Here is a 22,966-nt window from a genome sequence, read left to right on the forward strand (position 1 = left end):
CCGTTTTCGATTGTCCTTTTAGCGAATCACGACGATGTCTACCCTCTACGAATCCACGCTCCGCTCGCTGCCGCTCCTCGGCCGCGGCAAGGTCCGCGACAACTATGCCGTGGGCAACGACAAGCTGCTGATCGTCACGACCGACCGTCTCTCGGCGTTCGACGTCATCATGGGCGAGCCGATTCCGCGCAAGGGCGAGGTGCTCAACCAGATGGCCGACTTCTGGTTCGAGAAGCTCAAGCACGTCGTGCCGAACCACCTCACGGGCATCGCGCCCGAAACGGTCGTGGCCGCCGACGAAGTCGAGCAGGTCAAGGGCCGCGCCGTGGTGGTCAAGCGCCTCGAGCCGATCCTCGTGGAAGCCGTGGTGCGCGGCTATCTGGCCGGCAGCGGCTGGAAGGACTATCAGGCGACGGGCGCCGTGTGCGGCGTCGAGTTGCCGCCGGGCCTGCAGAACGCGCAGAAGCTGCCCGAGCCGATCTTCACGCCGGCGGCCAAGGCCGAAATGGGCCACCACGACGAGAACATCACGTATGAAGAGATGGAGCGCCGCATCGGCACCGAGCTCTCGCGCACCATCAAAGAGATTTCGATCAAGCTGTACAAGGAAGCCGCCGATTACGCGGCCACGCGCGGCATCATCATCGCCGACACCAAGTTCGAGTTCGGTCTCGACGACCAGGGCCAGCTTTATCTGATGGACGAGGCGCTCACCGCCGATTCGTCGCGTTTCTGGCCCGCGGATCAATACCAGGTGGGCGCGAACCCGCCGTCGTTCGACAAGCAGTTCGTGCGCGACTGGCTCGAAGCCCAGCCGTGGAAGAAAGAGCCGCCGGCGCCGAAGCTGCCCGACGACGTGCTGGCGAAGACGTCGGCGAAATATCAGGAGGCGCTCGAGCGTCTCACCGGCCAGAAGCTCGCTTGAGCGAGCGAAAAGAGGGAAGAAGGAAGCACAATGAGTGAAGTTCAGACGGCTCACCAGCATGCGGCGCCGCTCGTCGGCGTGTTGATGGGCTCCAGCTCCGACTGGGACACGATGAAGCACGCGGTCGCGATCCTCCAGGAGTTCGGCGTCGCGTACGAGGCGAAGGTGGTTTCGGCGCACCGCATGCCCGACGAGATGTTCGAGTACGCGGAAAAAGCGCGCGAGCGCGGCCTGCGCGCGATCATCGCGGGCGCGGGCGGCGCGGCGCACCTGCCGGGCATGCTGGCGGCCAAGACCACGGTGCCGGTGCTCGGCGTGCCCGCGGTCAGCAAGTACCTCAAGGGCGTGGACTCGCTTCACTCGATCGTGCAGATGCCCAAGGGCGTGCCGGTCGCGACCTTCGCCATCGGCGAGGCGGGCGCGGCCAATGCGGCGCTGTTCGCCGTGTCGATGCTGAGCGTGACCGATCCCGAATACGCGAACAAGCTCGCGGCCTTCCGCGTGCGCCAGAACGAAGCGGCGCACGCGATGGTGCTGCCGGCGCTGTGATGGCGGCGCGCGCAAGCGCCCGCAGTGGCTTGAAGTAACGCCGTCGAGGCGCAAACAGGCGGGGCAGCGCGTCCCGCCTGTTTCCGTTGTGACGTTAAACCCCGGCCTGGCCCGCGCGAGTTCACCTGCGCGCCGCGGCCAGCCGCGACCGACCACGAAGATGACTTCTGACAACTCTCCGGTTTCACCGATCCTGCCCGGCGCCTGGCTGGGCATGGTGGGTGGCGGCCAGCTCGGCCGCATGTTCTGCTTTGCCGCCCAGGCAATGGGCTATCGCGTCGCGGTGCTCGATCCCGATGCGACGAGCCCGGCAGGGACCGTCGCCGACCGCCATATCCGCGCGCCCTACGACGACGAAGCCGCGCTGACCGAGCTCGCGCGGCTGTGCGCGGCCGTCTCGACCGAATTCGAGAACGTGCCCGCGGCGAGTCTCGACGCGCTCGCGAAGTCGACCTTCGTGAGCCCCGCCGGCCGCTGCGTGGCCGTGGCGCAGGACCGCATCGCCGAGAAGCGCTTCATTGCGGCGGCCGGCGTGCCGGTCGCGCCGCACGTGGTGATCGAGTCGTCGCAGGCGCTGGCCGCCCTCGGCGACGAGGCGCTCGCCGCCGTGCTGCCGGGCATCGTCAAGACCGCGCGCATGGGCTACGACGGCAAAGGCCAGATCCGCGTGACCAATGCCGAAGAAGTGCGCGAGGCGCATGCGTCGCTCGGCGGCGTGCCTTGCGTGGTCGAAAAGCGTCTGCCGCTGAAGTTCGAGGTGAGCGCGCTGATCGCGCGCGGCGTGAGCGGCGCGAGCGTGGTCTATCCGCTCGCGCAGAACACGCACCGCAACGGCGTGCTCTCGCACACCATCGTGCCCGCGCCCGACGCGAGCGCGGCGCTCGTGCAGCAGGCGCAGCAGGCCGCGATTCAGATCGCCGCGAAGCTCGGCTACGTGGGCGTGCTGTGCGTGGAATTCTTCATCCTCGAAGACGGCTCGCTCGTCGCCAACGAAATGGCGCCGCGTCCGCACAACTCCGGTCACTACACGACCGATGCCTGCGCGACGAGCCAGTTCGAGCAGCAGGTGCGCGCGATGACGGGCATGCCGCTCGGCGACACGCGCCAGCACTCGCCGGCCGTGATGCTCAACATTCTTGGCGACGTCTGGTTCCCCTGCGCCGTGGGCGAGGCGAAGCCCCGCAAAGGCGCGGCGCCGGTCACGCCGCCGTGGGACCAGGTCGCGGCGATGCCTTCCGCGCGCCTGCATCTGTATGGCAAGGAGGAGGCGCGTCCGGGCCGCAAGATGGGCCACGTGAACTTCACCGCACCGACGCTCGACGAAGCGCGCACGGCCGCACGCGATTGCGCGCGTCTGCTGCACATCGTCACGAGCTGAGTTGGGTCGCATCATGTCCGATCAGCAGCAAGGCCGGAACCTCGGCACACCTGAGTTGACCGCCGCCGAGATCGAGCAGGCCGCCGCATTGCTCGACGCGGGCGAGCTCGTGGCGTTTCCCACCGAGACGGTCTACGGACTCGGCGGCGACGCGGCGAGCCCAGAGGCCGTCGCGCGCATCTACGCCGCGAAGGGCCGGCCCGCGAATCATCCGGTGATCGTCCACCTGCCGCCGGGCGGCGACCCGCAGTACTGGGCCGCCGAGTGGCCCGAGGCCGCGCAGAAGCTCGTCGATGCCTTCTGGCCCGGCCCGCTGACCCTGATCGTCAAGCGCCATGCGCGCATTCCCGACGCGGTGAGCGGCGGCCAGGACTCGGTGGGCTTGCGCTGCCCCTCGCATCCGGTGGCGCAGAAGCTGCTGGCCGCGTTCTCGAAGCGGCGCGGCGGACACGGCGGCGTCGCGGCGCCTTCGGCGAACCGCTTCGGCCACGTGAGCCCGACCACGGCGCAGCACGTGCGCGACGAGTTCGGCGCGGCGGTGCACGTGCTCGATGGCGGGGCGTGCGACGTCGGCATCGAGTCGACGATTCTCGATCTCTCGCGCGGCTTCCCGGCGCTGCTGCGTCCGGGCCATGTGAGCCCGCTCGACATCGCGCGCGTGCTGGGCGAGGCGCCGCGCCTGCCCGACGGCTCGGACGCCACGGCGCCGCGCGCCTCGGGCACGCTCAAGGCCCACTACGCGCCGCGCACGCCGCTCGCGCTGCTGCCGTTCGAGGCGCTGGAGCCGCTGCTGGCCGCCGCGCGCGACGCGGGCGAAACGGTGGCGCTGGTCGCGCGCGGCTCGCGCGCGGGCGCCTGGGCGAGCGCGGCCAACGTGCATTTCGTGGCCGCGCCGGAAGAGCCGCAGATTTACGCGCGCGAGCTCTACGGCCTGCTGCGTGTGCTCGATCGCGCGAACGTCACGCGCATCCTGATCGAAAAGCTGCCCGAGACCCTCGAGTGGATCGCCGTGAACGACCGGCTCGGCCGCGCGGCCGCGGCCTTCGAGGCGCAGCAGGACTGAGTACGGTTTTCCCCGCTCAATGAAACACCCCACGGTCCTTGCGGAGCGTGGGGTGTTTTCGTTTTTACGCAGGGAGGGCTTGCGCACCGGGGAGACCCGATGCGCAAGCCGCGGTGTGCAGCCTTACTGCGGCGCCTTGCCGATGCCTGCGGCAGCCAGTTGCTGCTCGACGTAGGTCGCGAACTGGGCGTGCAGCTCCGTGGTCGGGTGCACGAGATCCGCGAACATGTAGGTCGTGGGCGCATTGGCCGCCTTCAGCGTCTGCGGCGAGCAGAACAGCGAGCTGCCGAAGCTCTGGCCGTACTGCTGGGCCGCCGCGGTGATGATGGCTTGCGGCGTCGAGGCCGGGTTCAGGCCCAGCGTCGTCTGCGGATTGGCCAGCGCATAGTTGGTGGCGTCGGTTTCCATCTGCGTGAGGTTGCAGGCGGTATCCGTGTTCGTCACCGTGAAGCCGAGGCTGGCCGCGTTCTGGATCGACTGGTCGAACCACGTGAACGTATCGACCGGGACGACCTTCTTGGCCGCGAGCGACGGCTGCAGACCCTGGAGCAGCGCGAGGTTGTACATCGCCGAGACGAGCGAGAGCGCCTGATCGGGCGCGTTCGCGGAACCGGGCGTGGCGCCGACGCTCGAATCGGCGGCCATCGCGGCCGGCGTCTTGCCGATGTCGGGCACCGTCACGACCGCGACCTTGGCCGTGCCGGCGATCTGCGTGTTGACGAGGTTGGCCAGCGTGCCGGCGGCGGTGACGATCGGCATGACCGATGCGAAGTCCGTGCTCGCGTTCGGGTCCGACGTGACGAGGGTCAGCGCGATGGCGGCGGGCACGAGCGCCTGGGCCTGCGCCGCCGTAAAGCCTTCCGCCTCAAGTTGCGCAAGCGCCTTTTGCTGGGTCGCGGGATCGCTCGCGGCCGCCGTGAAGTTGGCCTTGGCGAGCGCGGTGGCGAACGCCGTCAGACCTGCACCGCTGTTGTCGAGCAGTGCCAGGATTTCGTTCGCGCCGCCCTCGACGAGCACGAGCTGATTCGCATTGAAGCTGCCGTGCTGCGCCAGATACTGGCTGACCTGCCAGGTCAGCGGCTGCTCGCTCGCGGCCGGGATCACGGCGCTGGTATCGGCCACGCCGCCGGTCGAGACCATCGCGCCGCCCTGCGCGTAGTCGAGGCCGCCCGTTGCCGTGAGCGGCACGCCGAAGCCGCCTTCGAAGGCCGGCGACAGCGAATTGCCGAAATACTCGGATACCTTCTGCGCCCAGACTTCGCCGGGGTTGGTCGTGAAGCGGCCGCCGCCGAAGCCCGGCAGAAGCTGCTCCGAATACGTGCCGGCGTCGGACAGGCTCGTACCGAATGTCACCACCTGCATGTTGACGCCGGACGGCGGCGGCGTGCTCGCGCTGCTGTTGCTGCTGCCGCCACCGCCGCCGCATGCGGCGAGGAGCGCGAATGCTGCGCTCGCGAGCGCGATCTGGGTGGCGCGCACGAGCGTGCGGTGTTTCGGTCCTTGTTGCTTCATATTCACTTCATCTCCTCTGTTTGTGGCCTGTGTTGCCATTGCCTGATGCCAGCTTCTGATGTTGCTGATACTTTTGATGCGTGTGCCGTCTGGTTTTTCTGTTTGTTGTGGAGGGGTTGTTGCGTCGTCCCTGAAGGTCGTGGCCATCAGACTACGCAATCTCTCCGTTTTTGCGCGACCCGATGTCACCCTCAGTGTTGTTTTCCGGCACGCATGATGGCCGGCTCGGGATATCGGGCACCGCATGCGCGGCGTCCCGGCGCGCGCACCAGTCGGGCGGCGCGAACAGCGCGGCCAACCGCGTGCGCCAGTCGGGCATGCGCGCGAAATCGCGTGCCATGTCGAACCATTCGTGAAAGCTCGCCTTGAGCGGGTTGTAGGTGTCGAGCGGCTTGACGATGCCGTAGACGGGCGGCTCGTGCGCATCTTCGGCGACGTAGCTGCCGAACAGCCGGTCCCAGATCGCGAGCACGCCCGCGTAGTTGCGATCGATGTATTGCGCATTGCGCGCGTGATGGACGCGATGCATCGACGGCGTGTTGAGCACGTACTCGAGCCAGCCCAGTTTGCCGATCGCCTGGGTATGCACGAAAAACTGGAACGCGAGATTGACGAGCACGATGCCGACGATCTGCATCGGTGGGAAGCCGAGCACGGCGAGCGGGATCCAGAAGATCCACATACCCGCGACGGGATACATGAGGCTTTGCCGGAACGCGGTGGAGAGATTGAGCTTCCCCGACGAATGATGGACGACATGCGCGGCCCAGAGCCATCGCACGCGATGGCTCGCGCGGTGGAACACGTAGTAGAGCAGGTCCTGGGCGACAAAGAGCGCGAGCCAGGCGCCCACGCCGGGCTGCCACGAGACGATGCGCCAGTGCCGGTAGACGTACGCGTAGACGGGAATGGCGACGAGCCAGGCGAGCTTGTCGGTGGCCTGGTGCATGAGCGCGAGCGCGGCGTTGCAGAGCGTGTCGGGCCAACTGTAGAGCGCGGCGCCGGGGCGCGTGCGGGCGAGGTGCCAGGCTTCCCAGCCGATGCAGGCGAGAAAGACGGGCGCGAGGGCGAGCAGCAGCCATTCAGCGTCGAACTGCACGAATCTCGTCCTCCTGTCCCGTGAGCGGCGCTGGCGAGTCAGCGCGGCATTGTTGTGTTTTGTCGATCGCAGCTGGCGCGATCCCACGCGCAACGCATCAGCCTGTGTGTTGACGTGGATCGATGCGCGGTGCGCAGAGTCATCGATGCGGGCATATTCTGGCGCGCTACCGGACTTTGCCCGTCAGAGTACACGTCCGACGCGCGCGGCGCTCGGGGCTTTGCTAGAGGAAATCTTCGAGCGGCAGGACTATGTTGCGGCGCGAGTGGCACGCCTTGGAGTGAGCACGCGAGCGCGGCTGGAGAGCGTGGGGAGAGAGGAAGAAGGACGCAATGCGGATCCAGCGGCGAAGCCGGGAGCGCAAGCCGCGAAGCGACGCATACGTCGGGCACGAGCGGCGCATGCCAGTGATACGCCGCGCGCCGCTCGTGCTTACTGTAATCAATGCCGCAATCAATCAATGCGCGCGGCGATCACGCTTCACGGCCTTGCGTCCGGCAGCCTTGCTCGTCTTTTCCGTCTTTTCCGCTTTCGTCACGTGGCCGGCTCGCGCCGCCTTCGACGCGCGCTTCGGATGCGGATCGACGTACACGGGCTTCTCCTCGGGCATGCCCTGGTAGACCCATTCGAGCAGCGAGTCGTGCGCGGCGCGCGCGGCTTCGGCATGCGGATCGTTGATGAGGCTCACGACGATCCAGGTCTCGCCGTTCTGCGCGGCCACGTAGCCCGCGATCGCGCGCACGTCGCGCAGCGTGCCGGTCTTGATGTGCGCATTGCCGTCCACGCCGGCCCGGTTCAAGCGGTTGCGCATGGTGCCGTCCACGCCCGCGATCGGCAGCGAGTCGATGAACGGCTGCGCGACCGGGCTCGCGTTGGCGGCTTGCAGCAGGTTCGCGAGCGAGAGCGCGCTGATGTGCTCCTCGCGCGAAAGGCCGCAGCCGTTGTCGAGCACGAGCTCGGGCATGGAGATGCCGCTCTTGCGCAGGAACGTCGTGACGGCGGTGGCGGCCTTCGCCGTGGTCGCGGGCGGCTTCTCCTCGACGGCGCCGAGCGTGAGGAACAGATTGCGCGCCATCACGTTGTTGCTGAACTTGTTGATGTCGTGCACGACGTCCGCGAGCGGCGGGCTTTGATGCACGCCCAGCAGACGCGCGCGCGGCGGCACGACGCCTTCGCGCGTCGTGCCCGCGAAGCTGCCGCCCGCTTGCTGCCAGAGCGCGAGGAAGCCGTCGGCGAAGAAGGTGCTGTGATCGACGGGCGCGGCCATGTTGAGCGTGCGATCGCCGCAGCGCATGGCGTAGTTGCCCGCGAAGCTCGCCGTGACGACGCCGTTCGCGCCCGGCGTGACCTGCGGGCTCGGCAGCAGGCCGCCGCACTTGCCGGCGCGCTCGCGGATCTGGTTGTCGATCTGCCATTGCGCGACGGGCGGCACCACGTCGATCGAGACGCCGTCGTGCGAAGGCGAGAACGTGAACGAAACCGACTTGAACGCGTACATCAGCGGATCAGGGCCCACGTTGTAGGGCGCGCTTTCGTCGCCGTCGAACGAGGGCAGGTCGCGCGTGGAGGCGTCGAACTCGCTCTTGTCGAGCACGAGCGCGCCTTCAATGCGCACGATGCCGGTCGCGCGGATCTTCTGCACGAGATCGATCAGCTCTTCGGGGACGAGCTTCGGATCGCCCGTGCCCTTGATGTAGAGATTGCCGTGCAGCGTGCCGCTCGCGTCCACCTCGCCGTCGGTGTACGCGCTGGTCTTCCAGCGGTAGTCGGGCCCGAGCATCGAGAGGCCGCTCCATGTGGTGACGAGTTTCATCGTCGAGGCGGGCATCATCGGCTGGCCCGCGTTGACGGCGACGCTCGGCTGGCGGTCGCCCACTTTCTCGATCACGACGCTCACCGAAGAAAGCGGCACGTTCGCGCGCTCGAGCCCGGCCATCACGCTGGGCGGCAAGACGGTGCTGACGTTGACCGTGGGAACGCGCGCGCCCGCGGGCGGCGCCTCGCCCTGGCCCTGAGCCTGGGCCGGCGGGCCGGCAAAGGTTGCGGCGAGCGCGGCGCACGCGAGGGCGAGCGCGAGGGGGCGCGGGGTGTTCAGGCGGAACAGGGAACGTAGTCGGGACAGCGAAACGGGCGGCATGAAGAGCGTTGAACGAAGGCAGGCAATGCAGGGGCCGCGCGCGGCGCTTTTCGCCCGGGCGGGCTTTTCGCGACGTCGTGCGCGGACGCGGAAACGGCTGACGCGCGGCTTTCGCGATGCGTGCGCTGCCTTGCGTGCCCATCGAAGGCAACTGAAAGGGCGCGTTCGCCGCACGGCGCCGCGCGCCGCAAAAGCGCACATTGTAAAGACCTCGCGTGGCGCGCGCGCATCGGCCGCGAGAAATGTGGCAAAAGCCGTGGCAAAAGCCTGCCCGGGCGCAGGGCGTAGCGCGCGCATGAGGACGCGTTTTTCGTCCATGCGCGCCGCCGCTTGCGGCCCACGCGCGGCGCCCGGCTTCCGGCCAGAAGGCATCGGGTGCGTGGCGAGGCGCTAGAATGCACGCATCGTCATCACTTCAGGCGCGGCGCCGCGCGCGCCGCCTGGCCAATTCATTACGATGCGCATACTGCTAGTCGAAGATGACCGCATGATCGCCGAGGGCGTACGCAAGGCGCTGCGCGGCGAGGGCTTCGCGGTCGACTGGGTCGAGGACGGCGAGGCCGCGCTCTCGGCCGCGAGCGGCGAATCCTACGATCTGATGCTGCTCGATCTCGGGCTGCCCAAGCGCGACGGCCTCGACGTGCTGCGCACGCTGCGCGCGCGCAGCGTGGCGCTGCCCGTGCTGATCCTCACGGCGCGCGACGCCATCGCCGACCGCGTGAAAGGCCTCGACGCCGGCGCCGACGACTACCTCATCAAGCCCTTCGACCTCGACGAACTGGGCGCGCGCATGCGCGCGCTGATCCGCCGCCAGTCGGGCCGCAGCGAGTCCATGATCCGCCACGGCGCGATCACGCTCGACCCCGCCTCGCACCAGGTGACCCAGGACGGCTCGCCCGTCGCGCTCTCCGCGCGCGAGTTCGCCCTGCTCGAAGCGCTGCTCGCGCGCCCGGGCGCGGTGCTCTCCAAGACCCAGCTCGAAGAAAAGATGTACGGCTGGGGCGAGGAGATCGGCAGCAACACGGTCGAGGTCTATATCCACGCGCTGCGCAAGAAGCTCGGCGCCGATCTCATCCGCAACGTGCGCGGCCTCGGCTACATGATCGCGAAAGACGCGTGAGGACGAGCATCGCCCGATGAGTTCGATTCGCAGACAACTATTGTTCTGGCTGCTCGCGATCGTGGTCGCGGGCGTGGGCCTCGCGGGCTGGCTGATCTATCGCCAGGCGCTTGCCGAAGCCAACGAGCTGTTCGATTACCAGTTGCAGGAGATTGCGGCCGCGCTGCCTTCCGAGCCGTTCAACGAGATCCTGAGCTCGCGCGACACCGGCACCGAAGGCATCGTCCTGCAGATCTGGAACCGCAACGGCGTGCTGATGTACTACTCGCATCCGCGCGCGCCGCTCGCGCCGCGCGCGGAGCTCGGCTTTTCGACCGAGCGCACCGACCGCGGCGACTGGCGCGTCTATGGTGCGATCGTCGGCGACAACGTCGTGCAGCTCGCCCAGCCGATGACGGTGCGCAACCGGCTCGCCGCGAACGTCGCGCTGCGCACGCTCTGGCCGCTGATCGTGCTGCTGCCGTTCCTCGGGCTGGCCGTGTGGATGGTGGTGGGGCGCGGCCTGAAGCCGCTCTCGCGCGTGGCGCGCGCACTCGACACGCGCCATCCCGAGGCGCTCGAGCCGCTGCCCGAGCAACGCCTGCCGCGCGAGGTGATGCCGCTCGTGCACGCGCTCAACGCGCTGCTCGACCGCCTCGCGCAGGCGATCGATACGCAAAAGGCCTTCGTGGCCGACGCCGCGCACGAATTGCGCACGCCGCTCGCGGCCGTGCAGATCCAGGCGCAACTCGTTGCGCGCGCAAGGGATGACGAAACGCGCCGCGAAGCGCTCGGCGACCTGCAGGCCGGCGTGACGCGCGCCACACGCCTGGCCGAGCAACTGCTCGCGCTCGCGCGCTCGGAGCCCGACGGCCACGCGCGCGCGCAAAGCGTCGACCTGCATGCGCTGCTCGACGATTGCGTGCTCAACTATGCGCCGCTCGCGCAGCAGCGCGGCGTGGACCTCGGCATCGAGGAGAGCGCCGACGCGCACGTGCACGGAGACGCCGACGCGCTGCGCGTGATGTTCAACAATCTGCTCGACAACGCGACGAAATACACCCCCGCGGGCGGACGCGTGGACGTGCGGCTCATCGTGAGCGACGGGCATCCGCTCGTGCGGATCGAAGATAGCGGGCCGGGCATTCCCGTCGACGAGCGCGCGCGCGTGTTCGACCGCTTCTACCGCGTGGGCGCGAGTGCGAACCGCGCGCGCACCGACGTATCGGGCACGGGACTCGGGCTTGCGATCGTGCGCCGCATTGCCGACCAGCACGACGCCGCGATCGTGCTCGGCGATTCGCCGGCGGGTGGGTTGCAGGTGGAAGTGCGGTTTTGAGCGGCGCGCGGGTTTTGCAACATCGATTTAATCAGCGCTTTTAAAGCGCGCTTTAAACTTTTCTTTTTGCTTTCAATTTGCGCCCGCGGGATTGCCGGGCGCTTTGGGAGCGCATCCCGGACGGCCCGCAAACGCCCTGTACATGGGCGTTTGCGAATAGGTTCCCAGCTTAAGACTCCTTTAAGCGATACCGCTTAACCTTCGTTACGTCGTGACAGTATCCCGCGCAAGGAGTCCGCTATGAATACCAAAGTCATTACCCGCAGTGCCGTGGCCATCGCCGTTGCCGTCGCGTTGTCGGCGGGCTACGTGGCCGGGCGCCGCGACGTGCCGCCGCCGCAGGTCATCACCCCGGCGCAGGCCGCCGCGCTGATGCCCGCCGAAGCCGCGGCCAAGACCGGCATTCCTGACTTCTCGGGGCTCGTGGAAACCTACGGCCCGGCGGTCGTCAACATCAGTGCGAAGCACGTGGTGAAGCAGACCGCCATGCGCAGCGGCGGTGGCGGCGGCGCCCAGCAACTGCCGATCGATCCGAGCGATCCGTTCTACCAGTTCTTCAAGCACTTCTACGGCGGCATGCCCGGCATGGGCGGGGGCGACGGCGGCGGCATGCAGCCCGACGCGCCGAGCACGAGCCTCGGTTCCGGCTTCATCATCAGCCCGGACGGCTACATCCTCACCAACGCGCACGTCGTGGACGGCGCGAACGTCGTGACCGTGAAGCTCACCGACAAGCGCGAATTCAAGGCCAAGGTCGTGGGCGCCGACAAGCAGTCCGACGTCGCCGTGCTCAAGATCGACGCGAAGGATTTGCCGACCGTGAAGATCGGCGACCCGCGCCAGAGCAAGGTCGGCCAGTGGGTGGTCGCGATCGGCTCGCCCTACGGCTTCGACAACACGGTGACCTCGGGCATCATCAGCGCGAAGTCGCGCTCGCTGCCCGACGAGAACTACACGCCGTTCATCCAGACCGACGTGCCGGTGAACCCCGGCAACTCGGGCGGCCCGCTGTTCAATCTGCAGGGCGAAGTCATCGGCATCAACTCGATGATCTACTCGCAGACGGGCGGCTTCCAGGGCCTTTCGTTCGCTATCCCGATCAATGAGGCGATGAAGGTCAAGGACGATCTCGTCAAGACCGGCCATGTGAGCCGCGGGCGCCTCGGCGTCGCGGTGCAGTCGATGAACCAGACGCTCGCCGACTCGTTCGGCATGGACAAGCCGCATGGCGCGCTCGTGAGCTCGGTGGACGCGAACGGTCCGGCCGCCAAGGCGGGCCTGAAGCCCGGCGACGTGATCCTCGCCGTGAACGGCGAGCAGGTGGGCGACTCGTCCGATCTGCCTTCGCTGATCGCGGGCATGAAGCCGGGCACGAAGGCCGACATTCAGGTGTGGCGCGACAAGTCGACCAAGGACTTCTCGGCGACGATCGGCGCGCTCACCGACAGCAAGGTCGCCTCGAACGACACGCCGCAGTCGCAGATGCAGGGACGCCTCGGCGTCGCGGTGCGCCCGCTCACGCCGGACGAGAAGAGCAGCAGCTCGCTCGATCACGGCCTGCTCGTCGAGCAGGCGGCCGGCGCGGCGGAAAACGCCGGTATCCAGCCCGGCGACGTGATTCTTGCCGTGAACGGCCGTCCGGTGACGAGCGCCGATCAGCTCAAGCAGATGATCGCGCACGCGGGCAACAGCATCGCACTGCTGATCCAGCGCGACGACGCGCAGATCTTCGTGCCCGTCGATCTGGGCTGACGTCTTCCGTATCGCTCCAGCGGCCTGGTGCGCTCAGGCGCATACCGGGATTTCCGGGCCGCTTTTTCACTGCCGCCGTGGGCTTCGCGCCCCGGCGGCAGTTTTCTTTTCTGCGCGTTTTTTCGATGTTTCTTCGATGTGGGCGGGCGCGGGCACGCATTTTGCGCCGCGTTTGTACCGAAGCTACTTGTAAAGGAGCAGACACGATGAAGAGTTTCCATCACACGCGTCCCGTTCTTTCGACCGTCGCGCTCGCGGCTACCCTGGCGCTCGGCTTCGCGGGCGGCGCGGCAGCGCAGCAAGTGCAGCAAGTCCCCGCGCCGCAAGAGGGCGCGCCGATGCAGCCGGGCGCGCCGGGGCAACAGGTGCCTCCGCAGAATGACACGCCGATGCAGCAAATGCCGATGCAGCAAGGCGCGCCGATGCAGCAGGCGCCGATGCAGCAAGGCGGCGCCAACGGAGCGGCGAATGGCATGAATCCCGCGAATGGCACGGTGGGCGGATCGTCCAACGATATGTCGAGCGCCGGCAACACCAACGGCGGCGGCATGCCGCAAGTGCAGCAACAGGGCGGCGTCGAATTCGTCTCGGGCGGCGTCGGCCTCGACGAGTCGAAGGCGCTGCAGGCCGCGCGCTCGCGCTGGCCGCTCTCGCTGCGCTTCACGGGCCGCAACGCCGAGTTTCTCGCCGACGTGCACGTGCAGATCGTCGACGCCCATGGCGCGAGCGTGCTCGACACGACCTCGCGCGGGCCGTACATGCTGGTGCGCGTGCGCCCGGGGCGCTATACCGTGCACGTGAGCCATAACGGCATCAACAAGACGAGTGCGGTGACCGTGGGCTCGAACGGCAGCGCCCGCGCGTCGTTCATCTGGTAAATTCGCGCGGCGCGCGCGGCGTTTCGAATTCGCGCAAGCCGCCTGAGTTTCGTCGATAATGAAGCCACGGCCTGCCGTGGCTTTTTTGCCCGGCCGCCGTGAGACAAGACCTTCACGGGCCGGCGTGGCCTTGCTGGCGAGAGACTGTAAGCGGCACGTGAACGGCGCGTGCACTGCCTGTGAGCCGCGCGCCGCAGGTCGCAAAAAGGACCGGCACGCCGTGCCGGGGGAGGCGCTGCGCGAGAGCGCGGCGTCCATCGATCAGGGAGCAGACCATGACGGTCGAACCGGGTGCCGGCTATCGCATCGACATCGTCGTGAACCGGCACCGCGTGCGCGTGATCCACGGCGGCATCACCATCGCCGACACGCTCGCGGCGCTCACGCTCATCGAGCCCGGCAATCCCGAGGTCTTCTATTTCCCGCGCGCCGACGTGAACATGGCGCGGCTCGAGCGCTCCGCGCGCATCGAACCGTGTCCGCACAAGGGCGAGGCGTCGTATTACCACCTGCGCACCGAGGACGGCCGCGTCGAGGACGCCGCCTGGAGCTACGAGGCGCCGCTCGATGCCGTGCGCGGCATCAAGGGCTATCTGGCGTTTCATACGGAGCTCGTGGACCGCATCGATCAGACTTCCTGAGCATTGCGGCTCGCGCGCCCGCGCGCAAGCGCGGCCAGCCGCAACAGCCGCAACAACCGCAATGGATTGAGCACTGACGAACCGAACGACCCGAGCAAGTTGAGCAATCTGGGCAAACTGCACGACCTAAAAGACCTAAAAGAACTTCTCGAACTGCCACCGGGGAGCCGCCATGGAACTGAACGACGCGTTAAGGATTCCGCTTGAGCCGTCTGCCGTCTGGCAGGCGCTGCAGGACGCCGCGCTGGTGCGGGCGAGTCTGGAGCATTGCGAGTCGTTCCGACGTCTCGGCGCCGGCGAGTACGCGCTCACGCTCACCGTGCCGCTCGGGCCGCTGCGCGCGCGCTACGAAGTGCGCGCTCACATCGCCAGCGATGTCGCGACGGTGCCGCTCACGCCGCGCCGGGTGCTGAGCTTTCGCGCGCGCGCCGACGGCATCGGCTCGCTGCGCGGGCAGATCGACGTGGCGCTGCGCGAGGAGGAGCGCGGGGCGGGCGAGGGCGCGAGCACGCGCATCGACTATTCGGTTTGGGCGACGCTCACCGGGCCGCTGGGCGAGTTGCCGCCGCGCCAGATCGAAAACGCACTGCACGAGCTCGCCGACGAGTTCTTCACCGAATTTTGCGCCGTGGTCGCGGCCAAGCACGGTCAGGCGCCGAACCGCGTGCGCGGCGAGACGCCCCGGCGTCAGCACGTATTTCTGCGGCCGATCAATCTCGCGGCGGTGGCGCGCCGCGCGCATCTGCTTCCGCACTCGGGCGGCACGCTGTCGGGCCGCGCCGCGAGCACGCTGCATCACGAGCCCACGCCGCACGCGATGCCGAGCTGGGCCTGGGCCGCGATGATCTTCTTCGTCGCGCTGCTGTTCTACGTGGCGCGGCATTTCGCGGACGGTTGAATCCGGGCGTTTCGCCGGATTCAGTCGGGACCTACAAGTCCGGCCCGCGGTGTTGAATCACCGTCCGGGCCGCCTCAGTCGACGACCGCGCGCCGTCACGTCCCGCGAAATTCGCGCCGCCATGCCGAAGGCGAAGTCCTGAACGCCTCCACGAAATGCTGACGCAGCGACGTGGCCGAGCCGAATCCCGCGCGCTGCGCAATGGCGTCGATCGGCTGGTCCGTTGTTTCGAGCAACTGCTGCGCGCGGGCGAGCCGCTCGCCGAGCAGCCACGCGCTCACGGTCGCGCCCGTCGTCAGGCGGAACTGGCGCGTGAAGGTGCGCCGGCTCATGAGCGCGCGCTGCGCCAGCGAGTCGAGCGTATGCGGCGTGTCGAGATGGGCGCGAATCCAGTCGAGCAGGCTCGAGAGCCGGTCGCCGCGCCCGCGCACCGCCACGGGCTGCTGCACGTACTGCGCCTGGCTGCCCTGGCGATGCGGCGGCACCACGAGCCGCCGCGCCACGTAGTTCGCGGCCTGCGTGCCGGCGAGGCGTCGCAGCAGATGCAGACAGCAATCGAGGCCCGCCGCCGTGCCCGCCGACGTGAGGATGTCGCCGTCGTCGATATAGAGCACGTCCGGGTCGAAGCGCACGCTCGGGAAGCGCTGCGCAAAGGCGTCGGCGGCGGCCCAGTGCGTGGTGGCCGGCCGCCCGTCGAGCAGCCCCGCGTGCGCGAGCACGAACGCGCCGAGGCAGAGCCCCACGAGCACCGCGCCGCGCGCATGGGCCTCGTGCAGCGCCGCGCACAACGCCTCCGGCGGCGCTTCGTCCTTGTCGCGCCAGCTCGGCACGATCACGACGTCGGCCTCGCTGAGCGCGTCGAGTCCGTAGGGCGTCCCGAGCGTGAAGCCCGCCGTCGTGGCGAGTGGCCCCGGCTCGGCCGCGCAGACGAGCAGCTCGAACGGCGGCACGCCGCCCGCCGAATGATCCTCGCCGAACACGACGCAGGGCACCGAGAGATGGAACGGGATGATGCGGTCGAAGGCGACCACGGCGATGCGGCGCGCGGCGGGTGTGGCCGATGCGGCCGATGTCGTCGATGTCGTCGATGCGGCGGCGCCGGCACGCGGCGCGCAAACGGAAGACGCGGTGCGGGGATGGGCAGGCATGGTCAGACTCGCGAGTGACAAGGCGTACGGGCAGGGGACGGGGCTGCGGGCGCACAGGCTATTTCCGCATGCGGCCCAACCGTATTTGGCCCAATTCTATCGAAAGTTGTCATCCGGGCCACTGTGCGCGCCTGGCGCGCCCGTCGACAATGCGTCCATCGCAGCCGAGCCGCCTGGTCAGCCGCGATTTCCAGCCGGAATTCCGCCAGGCTCCTATCGAAAAAAGAGGTATCGCCATGTCCGCAACCCCCCGCCGTGCGCTGATCGTCATCGACGTGCAGAACGAATACGTCACCGGCGATCTGCCGATCGAATACCCGGACGTTCAGACGTCGCTCGCCAACATCGGCCGCGCGATGGACGCCGCGCGCGCCGCCGGCGTGCCGGTCGTGGTGGTGCAGAATTTCGCGCCCGCCGAGTCGCCGCTGTTCGCGCGCGGCAGCGTCGGCGCCGAGCTGCACGCCGTGGTGGCCTCGCGCGAGCACGATCATTACGTGGAAAAGGCGCTGCCGAGCGCCTTCGCGGGCACCGGTCTCGCCGCGTGGCTCGCCGCGCAAGGCATCGACACCCTGGCCGTCGCCGGCTATATGACGCACAACTGCGACGCGTCGACGGTGTTCGATGCGACGCACGCGGGCCTCGCGGTCGAGTTCCTCGACGATGCGACCGGCTCGGTGCCGTACGAGAACGCGGCGGGCGCGGCGAGCGCCGCCGAGATCCATCGCGTATTCGGCGTGGTGATGCACTCGCGCTTCGCCGCCGTGGTCAGCACCGATGCGTGGATCGCCGCGCTCGAAGCGGGCGTGCCGCTGGAGCACGACAACATCTACGCGTCGAATCAGCGTGCGCGCGCGAGTCACGTGACGGCTTGACGCCGGCCGGCTTATTCCTTTGCCGCCGGATCGACGCGCAGCGCCGGGCTGTGGCGCAGCGCGTCGAGCATGGCCTCGACGTGCTGCTCCGCGTTGTGTGCCACGTCGAACATGTCCGGCAGGATCGCCATGTCGCGCAATGCGCCGGTGATGAACGAGTGCAGCACGCGCGCCGCGCGCGGGGCGTCGAGGCTGGCCGGCAGCTGCCCCTTGGACATCGCGTTGCGCAAGCCTTCCTCGATGCGCATGAGCCCCTCGCGCATATTGCCCTGATGGCGCGCCATGACGGGCCCCATCTCCTCCACGAACTCGCACTTCAGGAACAGGATCTCGAACACGCGCCGGCGCCGCGCGTCGGTGGCGGTGTCGCGCAGGCACAGCGTGCAGAGGTCCTTGATGCGCCCGAGCGGGTCGGGCTCGTCGGGGTCGACCGTGGCCGCCTTCATCTCGTCGAGCGGCAGGACCACGCGATCGAACATGGCCGTAAAGAGGTCGCCCTTATTCTCGAAATGCCAATAGATCGCCCCGCGCGTCACGCCGGCGGCCTGGGCGATATCGGCAAGCGAACTGCGCGACACGCCTTTTTCGAAAAAGACGTGCTCGGCGGCGTCGAGAATGCGGTTGCGCGTCTCCAGCGCTTCCTCTTTCGTACGTCGGGCCATGGGGGATTTATTGCTCAATATATGGGTTAATAAGGCTAAAAATCACAAAAGCGTCAGATCGGCAATGTATTGATTTGTAATATGACAGTCACGCGCCGAACGCCCTTGAATTTGTCCTTCTCTCAGAATGTTTGTTCTTTTACATCCATTCGCGAATGTATCTATAATACCACCCCACCACCTGGGTACCTCAAGAGTTGATGTCCGGTTAATATCCGTCACTGGCCAATTGGTCGTAGAAACCCCAATGCGCGCGGTCGATTAATGTTGCGCGCCGAGAAATCGCCCGGACGGACGTTGCTGACCGGTATCGCGCCATTCCCGAAGTACCCGGTTATCCGTCAGGTATCGCCACATGCTGGCGTGCGTCGTCGTCCTTCTTCGTGAAGGACGCCGCACGCTTTTATTGTCAGTTATAGACAGAGGTCGCTCCATGCGCGTCGAACGGGTTCCATTCCGCCTTATTACCTTCGCGACGGCTGCCGTAGTGCTCGCAGCGTGCGGGCAAAAGCAGTCCGCTCCGCCGCCGCAAACCCCCGAAGTCGGTGTTGTCGCTGTCCAGCCCACCTCCGTGCCGGTCGTGACCGAGCTGCCGGGCCGCACCAATGCCTTCCTCGTCGCGCAAGTGCGCGCGCGGGTCGACGGCATCGTGCTGCGCCGCGAGTTCACCGAGGGTTCGGTCGTGAAGGCGGGCCAGCGCCTGTACAAGATCGACCCGGCGCCGTACATCGCCACGCTCAATAACGCCAAGGCCACGCTCGCGAAGGCGAAGGCCAATCTCGTCACGCAGAACGCGCTGGTCGAGCGCTACAAGGTGCTCGTCAAGGCCAACGCGGTCAGCAAGCAGGACTACGACAACGCCGTGGCCGCGCAAGGCCAGGCGCAGGCCGACGTCGACGCCGGCAAGGCCGCGGTCGACACCGCGCAGATCAATCTGGGCTACACGGACGTCGTCTCGCCCATCACGGGCAAGGTCGGCATCTCGCAGGTCACGCCGGGCGCCTACGTGCAGGCGAGCCAGGCGACGCTCATGTCCACCGTGCAGCAGATGGACCCGATGTACGTGGACCTCACGCAGTCGAGCCTCGACGGCCTGAAGCTGCGCCGCGACGTCGAGTCGGGGCGCCTGAAGACCAATGGCCCGGATGCGGCCAAGGTCACGCTCGTGCTCGAAGACGGCCGCAACTACGCGCAGCAGGGCAAGCTCCAGTTCACCGACGTCACGGTCGACCAGACCACGGGCTCGGTCACGATCCGCGCGCTGTTCCCGAATCCCGACCGCGTGCTGCTGCCGGGCATGTTCGTGCGCGCGCGCATCGACGAAGGCACCAACGAGAACGCGTTCCTCGTGCCGCAGGTGGGCGTGCAGCACGACCAGAAGGGGCAGGCCACGGTGCTGCTCGTCGACAACAGCAACAAGGTCGTGTCGCATCCGATCGTCACCTCGGGCACGCAGGGCCAGGACTGGGTCGTCGAAAGCGGCCTGCAACCGGGCGACCGCGTGATCGTGCAGGGCACCGAGAAGGTGCGTCCGGGCGCGACCGTGAAGGCGGTGGCTGCCAACCTGCCGCCGCCGCCCCCGCCGGGCGCGCCTTCGGCGGACGAGGCGACGGCTTCGGGCTATGCGAACGCAGGTGCCGGTGGTGCGTCGGGTGCATCGGGTGCGTCCGCTGCCTCGGCGGCGCCCGCTGCGTCCGCGCCCGCCGCCTCCGCTGCGCATTAACAGGGAGCCTGCTTCATGGCAAAGTTCTTTATCGATCGCCCGATCTTTGCATGGGTGATCGCCATCATCCTGATGCTGGCCGGTGTGGCGTCGGTTTTCACGCTGCCGGTCGCGCAGTATCCGACCATCGCGCCGCCGTCCATCCAGATCAGCGCGACCTACCCGGGCGCATCGGCGAAGACGGTGGAAGATACGGTCACCCAGGTGATCGAGCAGCAGATGAGCGGTCTCGATCACCTCCTGTATCTCTCGTCGACGTCCGATGACTCGGGCACGGCCACCATCACGCTGACCTTCGCCGCGGGCACCAACCCGGACATCGCGCAGGTGCAGGTGCAGAACAAGCTGCAGCTCGCCACGCCGGTCCTGCCGCAGGTGGTGCAGCAGCTCGGCATCAAGGTCACGAAGTCGAGCAGCAGCTTCCTGCTCGTGCTCGCGTTCGTCTCCGAAGACGGCAGCATGACCAAGTACGACCTCGCGAACTACGTGGCGTCGAACGTGGAAGACCCGATCAGCCGTATCGACGGCGTGGGTACGGTCACGCTGTTCGGCTCGCAGTATGCGATGCGCGTCTGGCTCGATCCGAACAAGCTCACGAACTACAGTCTCACGCCCTCGGACGTTGCAGCCGCGATCACGGCGCAGAACGTGCAGATCGCGGGCGGCCAGCTCGGCGGCACGCCGGCGGTGGCGGGGCAGTCGTTCCAGGCGACCATCACCGAATCGACGCTGCTGCACACGCCCACGGAGTTCGGCAACATCCTGCTGAAGGTGAACCAGGATGGCTCGCAGGTGCGTCTGAAAGACGTGGCGCGCATCAGCCTCGGCGGCGAGAACTACAACTTCGACACGAAGTACAACGGTGCGCCGACGGCCGGCCTCGGCATCCAGCTCGCGACGGGCGCCAACGCGCTGCAGACCGCGAAGCTCGTGCGCGAGAAGATCGACGACCTCTCGAAGTACTTCCCGCACGGCCTCGTCGTGAAGTACCCGTACGACACGACGCCGTTCGTGCGCCTGTCGATCGAGGAAGTGATCAAGACGCTGCTCGAAGGCATCGTGCTGGTGTTCCTCGTGATGTACCTGTTCCTGCAGAACCTGCGCGCGACCCTGATTCCGACGATCGCGGTGCCGGTGGTGCTGCTGGGTACGTTCGCGATCATGGCGATGGTGGGCTTCTCCATCAATACGCTCTCGATGTTCGGCCTCGTGCTCGCCATCGGCCTGCTGGTCGACGACGCCATCGTGGTCGTGGAGAACGTCGAGCGCGTGATGGTGGAAGAGGGGTTAGGACCGAAGGAAGCCACGCGCAAGGCGATGGGCCAGATCACCGGCGCACTCGTGGGCGTGGCGCTCGTGCTCTCCGCGGTGTTCGTGCCGGTGGCGTTCTCGGGCGGCTCGGTGGGCGCCATCTACCGGCAGTTCTCGCTCACGATCGTGGCGGCGATGGTGCTGTCCGTGCTCGTCGCGCTGATTTTGACGCCGGCGCTCTGCGCGACCATCCTCAAGCCGATCCCGAAGGGCCACCACGAAGAGAAGAAGGGCTTCTTCGGCTGGTTCAACCGCACCTTCGAGACGAGCCGCGACAAGTATCACAGCGGCGTGCACCACGTGATCAAGCGCTCGGGCCGCTGGCTCATCATCTATCTCGCGCTGATCGTCGCGGTGGGTCTCCTGTTCGTGCGCCTGCCCAAGTCGTTCCTGCCCGATGAAGATCAGGGCACGATGTTCGTGATCGTGCAGACGCCTTCGGGCTCGACCCAGGAAACCACGGCGCGCACGCTGGCCAACATCCAGAACTATCTGCTCAACGACGAGAAGGACATCGTCGAGTCGACGTTCACGGTGAACGGCTTCAGCTTTGCCGGCCGCGGCCAGAACTCGGGTCTCGTGTTCGTGCGCATGAAGGACTACAAGGAGCGTCAGCACGCGAACCAGAAGGTTCAGGCGCTGGTCGGCCGGGTGTTCGGGCACTTCGCGAACTACAAGGACGCGATGGTGATTCCGGTGAATCCGCCGTCGATTCCTGAACTGGGCACGGCCTCGGGCTTCGACTTCGAGCTCCAGGATCGCGGCGGTGTGGGTCACGAGAAGCTGATGGAAGCGCGCAACATGCTGCTCGGCATGGCCGCGAAGGACCCGTCGCTCTCGCTCGTGCGTCCGAACGGCCTGAACGATACGCCGCAGTACCAGGTCGATATCGACCGCGAGAAGGCGAATGCGCTGGGCGTGACGGCGGCTGCGGTCGACCAGACGTTCTCGATCGCGTGGGCGTCGCAGTACGTGAACAACTTCCTCGATACCGACGGCCGTATCAAGAAGGTGTACGTGCAGTCCGACGCGCCGTTCCGCATGACGCCGGACGACATGAACATCTGGTACGTGCGCAACAGCTCGGGCGGGATGGTGCCGTTCAACGCGTTCGCGACCGGCCACTGGACCTACGGGTCGCCCAAGCTCGAGCGCTACAACGGCATTTCGGCGGTGGAAATCCAGGGCCAGGCGGGGGCGGGCAAGTCGACCGGCCAGGCCATGACGGCCATGGAGCAGATCGCGGCGAAGCTGCCGGCAGGGATCGGCTACGAATGGACGGGCCTCTCGTTCCAGGAAATCCAGTCGGGCTCGCAGGCGCCCATCCTGTACGGCATCTCGATCCTCGTGGTGTTCCTGTGTCTCGCGGCGCTCTATGAGAGCTGGTCGATTCCGTTCGCGGTCATCATGGTGGTGCCGCTCGGCGTGCTCGGCGCGCTGCTGGCGGTGACGCTGCGCGGGCTGGAAAACGACGTGTTCTTCCAGGTGGGTCTGCTGACCACCGTGGGTCTCTCGGCGAAGAACGCGATTCTGATCGTGGAATTCGCGCGCGACCTGCAGGCGGACGGCAAGATGGGACCGATCGAGGCGGCGCTCGAAGCTTCGCGACTGCGTTTGCGGCCGATTCTGATGACGTCGATGGCGTTCATTCTCGGCGTGCTGCCGCTCGCGATCAGTAACGGCGCGGGCTCGGCTTCGCAGCACGCGATCGGCACGGGCGTGATCGGCGGGATGATCACGGCCACGTTCCTCGCGATCTTCATGATCCCGATGTTCTTCGTCGTGATCCGCGCGAAGTTCGCCGGCGAAAAGGAAGACGCCGACGTCGCGCTCCAGCATTACGAAGAGCACCACGCACACGACCACGACGACGATAACGCCGGCCCCGATGGTGGCGCGGGTGGCGCGGGTGGCTCAGGCGGCCCGGCTGGCGACGGCGGTGCGAATGGTGGCAACGGCCAGGGCAAGGAAGGACATTGA

Annotated in this window: 18 protein-coding genes; 13 read left to right on the plus strand and 5 right to left on the minus strand. The window is 67.5% G+C overall.

Going from position 1 to position 22,966, the window contains the following annotated elements:
* Window positions 1-34: 34 nt before the first annotated feature.
* The 4 genes from U5775_RS20420 to U5775_RS20435 all read left to right on the plus strand — a co-directional run bounded on the left by U5775_RS20420 (window position 35) and on the right by U5775_RS20435 (window position 3,915).
* On the plus strand, window positions 35-925 hold the full coding sequence (locus U5775_RS20420; RefSeq protein WP_322059900.1) for a phosphoribosylaminoimidazolesuccinocarboxamide synthase: 891 nt from the start codon (window positions 35-37) through the stop codon (window positions 923-925).
* A gap of 30 nt (window positions 926-955) precedes the next feature.
* Window positions 956-1,474 (plus strand): 5-(carboxyamino)imidazole ribonucleotide mutase, encoded by a 519-nt coding sequence (gene purE, locus U5775_RS20425; protein WP_028217826.1) that lies wholly within the window; start codon window positions 956-958, stop codon window positions 1,472-1,474.
* Between the two features lie 160 nt (window positions 1,475-1,634).
* Window positions 1,635-2,852: a 5-(carboxyamino)imidazole ribonucleotide synthase gene (locus U5775_RS20430; RefSeq protein WP_322059901.1), complete on the plus strand. Its 1,218-nt coding sequence runs from the start codon at window positions 1,635-1,637 to the stop codon at window positions 2,850-2,852.
* Window positions 2,853-2,865: 13 nt separating this feature from the next.
* Window positions 2,866-3,915: an L-threonylcarbamoyladenylate synthase gene (locus U5775_RS20435; protein ID WP_322059902.1), complete on the plus strand. Its 1,050-nt coding sequence runs from the start codon at window positions 2,866-2,868 to the stop codon at window positions 3,913-3,915.
* 123 nt (window positions 3,916-4,038) lie between these two features.
* On the opposite strand, the gene U5775_RS20440 is transcribed toward U5775_RS20435, so the two are convergent.
* The 3 genes from U5775_RS20440 to dacB all read right to left on the minus strand — a co-directional run bounded on the left by U5775_RS20440 (window position 4,039) and on the right by dacB (window position 8,663).
* Window positions 4,039-5,427 carry an acylhydrolase gene (locus tag U5775_RS20440; protein ID WP_322059903.1) on the minus strand — a complete coding sequence of 463 codons (1,389 nt, stop codon included), beginning with the start codon at window positions 5,425-5,427 and terminating at the stop codon, window positions 4,039-4,041.
* 151 nt (window positions 5,428-5,578) lie between these two features.
* Complete coding sequence (locus tag U5775_RS20445) at window positions 5,579-6,526, minus strand: sterol desaturase family protein (RefSeq protein WP_322059904.1); 948 nt, start codon at window positions 6,524-6,526, stop codon at window positions 5,579-5,581.
* Window positions 6,527-6,983: 457 nt separating this feature from the next.
* Window positions 6,984-8,663 (minus strand): D-alanyl-D-alanine carboxypeptidase/D-alanyl-D-alanine-endopeptidase, encoded by a 1,680-nt coding sequence (gene dacB / locus U5775_RS20450; protein ID WP_322059905.1) that lies wholly within the window; start codon window positions 8,661-8,663, stop codon window positions 6,984-6,986.
* Between the two features lie 457 nt (window positions 8,664-9,120).
* Between dacB and U5775_RS20455 the strand changes: the two genes are divergently transcribed.
* The 6 genes from U5775_RS20455 to U5775_RS20480 all read left to right on the plus strand — a co-directional run bounded on the left by U5775_RS20455 (window position 9,121) and on the right by U5775_RS20480 (window position 15,270).
* Window positions 9,121-9,783, plus strand: a complete 663-nt coding sequence (locus tag U5775_RS20455) for a response regulator (protein ID WP_322059906.1) — start codon at window positions 9,121-9,123, stop codon at window positions 9,781-9,783.
* A 16-nt stretch (window positions 9,784-9,799) separates the two neighbouring features.
* Entirely contained in the window at window positions 9,800-11,101 is a 1,302-nt protein-coding gene (locus tag U5775_RS20460; protein ID WP_322059907.1) for an ATP-binding protein, read from the plus strand.
* Window positions 11,102-11,341: 240 nt separating this feature from the next.
* A complete protein-coding gene (locus tag U5775_RS20465) occupies window positions 11,342-12,853 on the plus strand; it encodes a DegQ family serine endoprotease (protein WP_322059908.1) in 1,512 nt (503 codons plus the stop codon).
* A gap of 437 nt (window positions 12,854-13,290) precedes the next feature.
* Window positions 13,291-13,731: a carboxypeptidase regulatory-like domain-containing protein gene (locus U5775_RS20470; protein WP_322059940.1), complete on the plus strand. Its 441-nt coding sequence runs from the start codon at window positions 13,291-13,293 to the stop codon at window positions 13,729-13,731.
* 275 nt (window positions 13,732-14,006) lie between these two features.
* Window positions 14,007-14,372, plus strand: coding sequence for a DUF427 domain-containing protein (locus tag U5775_RS20475; RefSeq protein WP_322059909.1), 366 nt, complete (start codon window positions 14,007-14,009; stop codon window positions 14,370-14,372).
* 172 nt (window positions 14,373-14,544) lie between these two features.
* Entirely contained in the window at window positions 14,545-15,270 is a 726-nt protein-coding gene (locus U5775_RS20480; protein WP_322059910.1) for a CoxG family protein, read from the plus strand.
* Window positions 15,271-15,365: 95 nt separating this feature from the next.
* On the opposite strand, the gene U5775_RS20485 is transcribed toward U5775_RS20480, so the two are convergent.
* Window positions 15,366-16,418: a helix-turn-helix domain-containing protein gene (locus U5775_RS20485; protein WP_322059911.1), complete on the minus strand. Its 1,053-nt coding sequence runs from the start codon at window positions 16,416-16,418 to the stop codon at window positions 15,366-15,368.
* Window positions 16,419-16,654: 236 nt separating this feature from the next.
* Between U5775_RS20485 and U5775_RS20490 the strand changes: the two genes are divergently transcribed.
* Window positions 16,655-17,290, plus strand: coding sequence for a cysteine hydrolase family protein (locus tag U5775_RS20490; protein ID WP_322059912.1), 636 nt, complete (start codon window positions 16,655-16,657; stop codon window positions 17,288-17,290).
* A gap of 11 nt (window positions 17,291-17,301) precedes the next feature.
* On the opposite strand, the gene U5775_RS20495 is transcribed toward U5775_RS20490, so the two are convergent.
* On the minus strand, window positions 17,302-17,952 hold the full coding sequence (locus U5775_RS20495) for a TetR family transcriptional regulator (RefSeq protein WP_322059913.1): 651 nt from the start codon (window positions 17,950-17,952) through the stop codon (window positions 17,302-17,304).
* 433 nt (window positions 17,953-18,385) lie between these two features.
* Between U5775_RS20495 and U5775_RS20500 the strand changes: the two genes are divergently transcribed.
* Both U5775_RS20500 and U5775_RS20505 read left to right on the plus strand, forming a co-directional pair.
* On the plus strand, window positions 18,386-19,675 hold the full coding sequence (locus U5775_RS20500) for an efflux RND transporter periplasmic adaptor subunit (protein WP_322059914.1): 1,290 nt from the start codon (window positions 18,386-18,388) through the stop codon (window positions 19,673-19,675).
* Window positions 19,676-19,690: 15 nt separating this feature from the next.
* Complete coding sequence (locus U5775_RS20505) at window positions 19,691-22,966, plus strand: efflux RND transporter permease subunit (RefSeq protein ID WP_322059915.1); 3,276 nt, start codon at window positions 19,691-19,693, stop codon at window positions 22,964-22,966.

The organism is Paraburkholderia sp. J63 (assembly GCF_905220245.1).
Classification (GTDB): Bacteria; Pseudomonadota; Gammaproteobacteria; order Burkholderiales; family Burkholderiaceae; genus Paraburkholderia.

What these genes read in the sequence shown, in the direction of transcription:
- U5775_RS20420 (WP_322059900.1), top strand. Translation starts at nt 35, where the DNA reads ATGTCTACCCTCTACGAATCCACGCTCCGCTCGCTGCCGCTCCTCGGC.
- purE (WP_028217826.1), top strand. Translation starts at nt 956, where the DNA reads ATGAGTGAAGTTCAGACGGCTCACCAGCATGCGGCGCCGCTCGTCGGC.
- U5775_RS20430 (WP_322059901.1), top strand. Translation starts at nt 1,635, where the DNA reads ATGACTTCTGACAACTCTCCGGTTTCACCGATCCTGCCCGGCGCCTGG.
- U5775_RS20435 (WP_322059902.1), top strand. Translation starts at nt 2,866, where the DNA reads ATGTCCGATCAGCAGCAAGGCCGGAACCTCGGCACACCTGAGTTGACC.
- U5775_RS20440 (WP_322059903.1), bottom strand. Translation starts at nt 5,427, where the DNA reads ATGAAGCAACAAGGACCGAAACACCGCACGCTCGTGCGCGCCACCCAG.
- dacB (WP_322059905.1), bottom strand. Translation starts at nt 8,663, where the DNA reads ATGCCGCCCGTTTCGCTGTCCCGACTACGTTCCCTGTTCCGCCTGAAC.
- U5775_RS20455 (WP_322059906.1), top strand. Translation starts at nt 9,121, where the DNA reads ATGCGCATACTGCTAGTCGAAGATGACCGCATGATCGCCGAGGGCGTA.
- U5775_RS20460 (WP_322059907.1), top strand. Translation starts at nt 9,800, where the DNA reads ATGAGTTCGATTCGCAGACAACTATTGTTCTGGCTGCTCGCGATCGTG.
- U5775_RS20465 (WP_322059908.1), top strand. Translation starts at nt 11,342, where the DNA reads ATGAATACCAAAGTCATTACCCGCAGTGCCGTGGCCATCGCCGTTGCC.
- U5775_RS20470 (WP_322059940.1), top strand. Translation starts at nt 13,291, where the DNA reads ATGCAGCAAGGCGGCGCCAACGGAGCGGCGAATGGCATGAATCCCGCG.
- U5775_RS20475 (WP_322059909.1), top strand. Translation starts at nt 14,007, where the DNA reads ATGACGGTCGAACCGGGTGCCGGCTATCGCATCGACATCGTCGTGAAC.
- U5775_RS20480 (WP_322059910.1), top strand. Translation starts at nt 14,545, where the DNA reads ATGGAACTGAACGACGCGTTAAGGATTCCGCTTGAGCCGTCTGCCGTC.
- U5775_RS20485 (WP_322059911.1), bottom strand. Translation starts at nt 16,418, where the DNA reads ATGCCTGCCCATCCCCGCACCGCGTCTTCCGTTTGCGCGCCGCGTGCC.
- U5775_RS20490 (WP_322059912.1), top strand. Translation starts at nt 16,655, where the DNA reads ATGTCCGCAACCCCCCGCCGTGCGCTGATCGTCATCGACGTGCAGAAC.
- U5775_RS20495 (WP_322059913.1), bottom strand. Translation starts at nt 17,952, where the DNA reads ATGGCCCGACGTACGAAAGAGGAAGCGCTGGAGACGCGCAACCGCATT.
- U5775_RS20500 (WP_322059914.1), top strand. Translation starts at nt 18,386, where the DNA reads ATGCGCGTCGAACGGGTTCCATTCCGCCTTATTACCTTCGCGACGGCT.
- U5775_RS20505 (WP_322059915.1), top strand. Translation starts at nt 19,691, where the DNA reads ATGGCAAAGTTCTTTATCGATCGCCCGATCTTTGCATGGGTGATCGCC.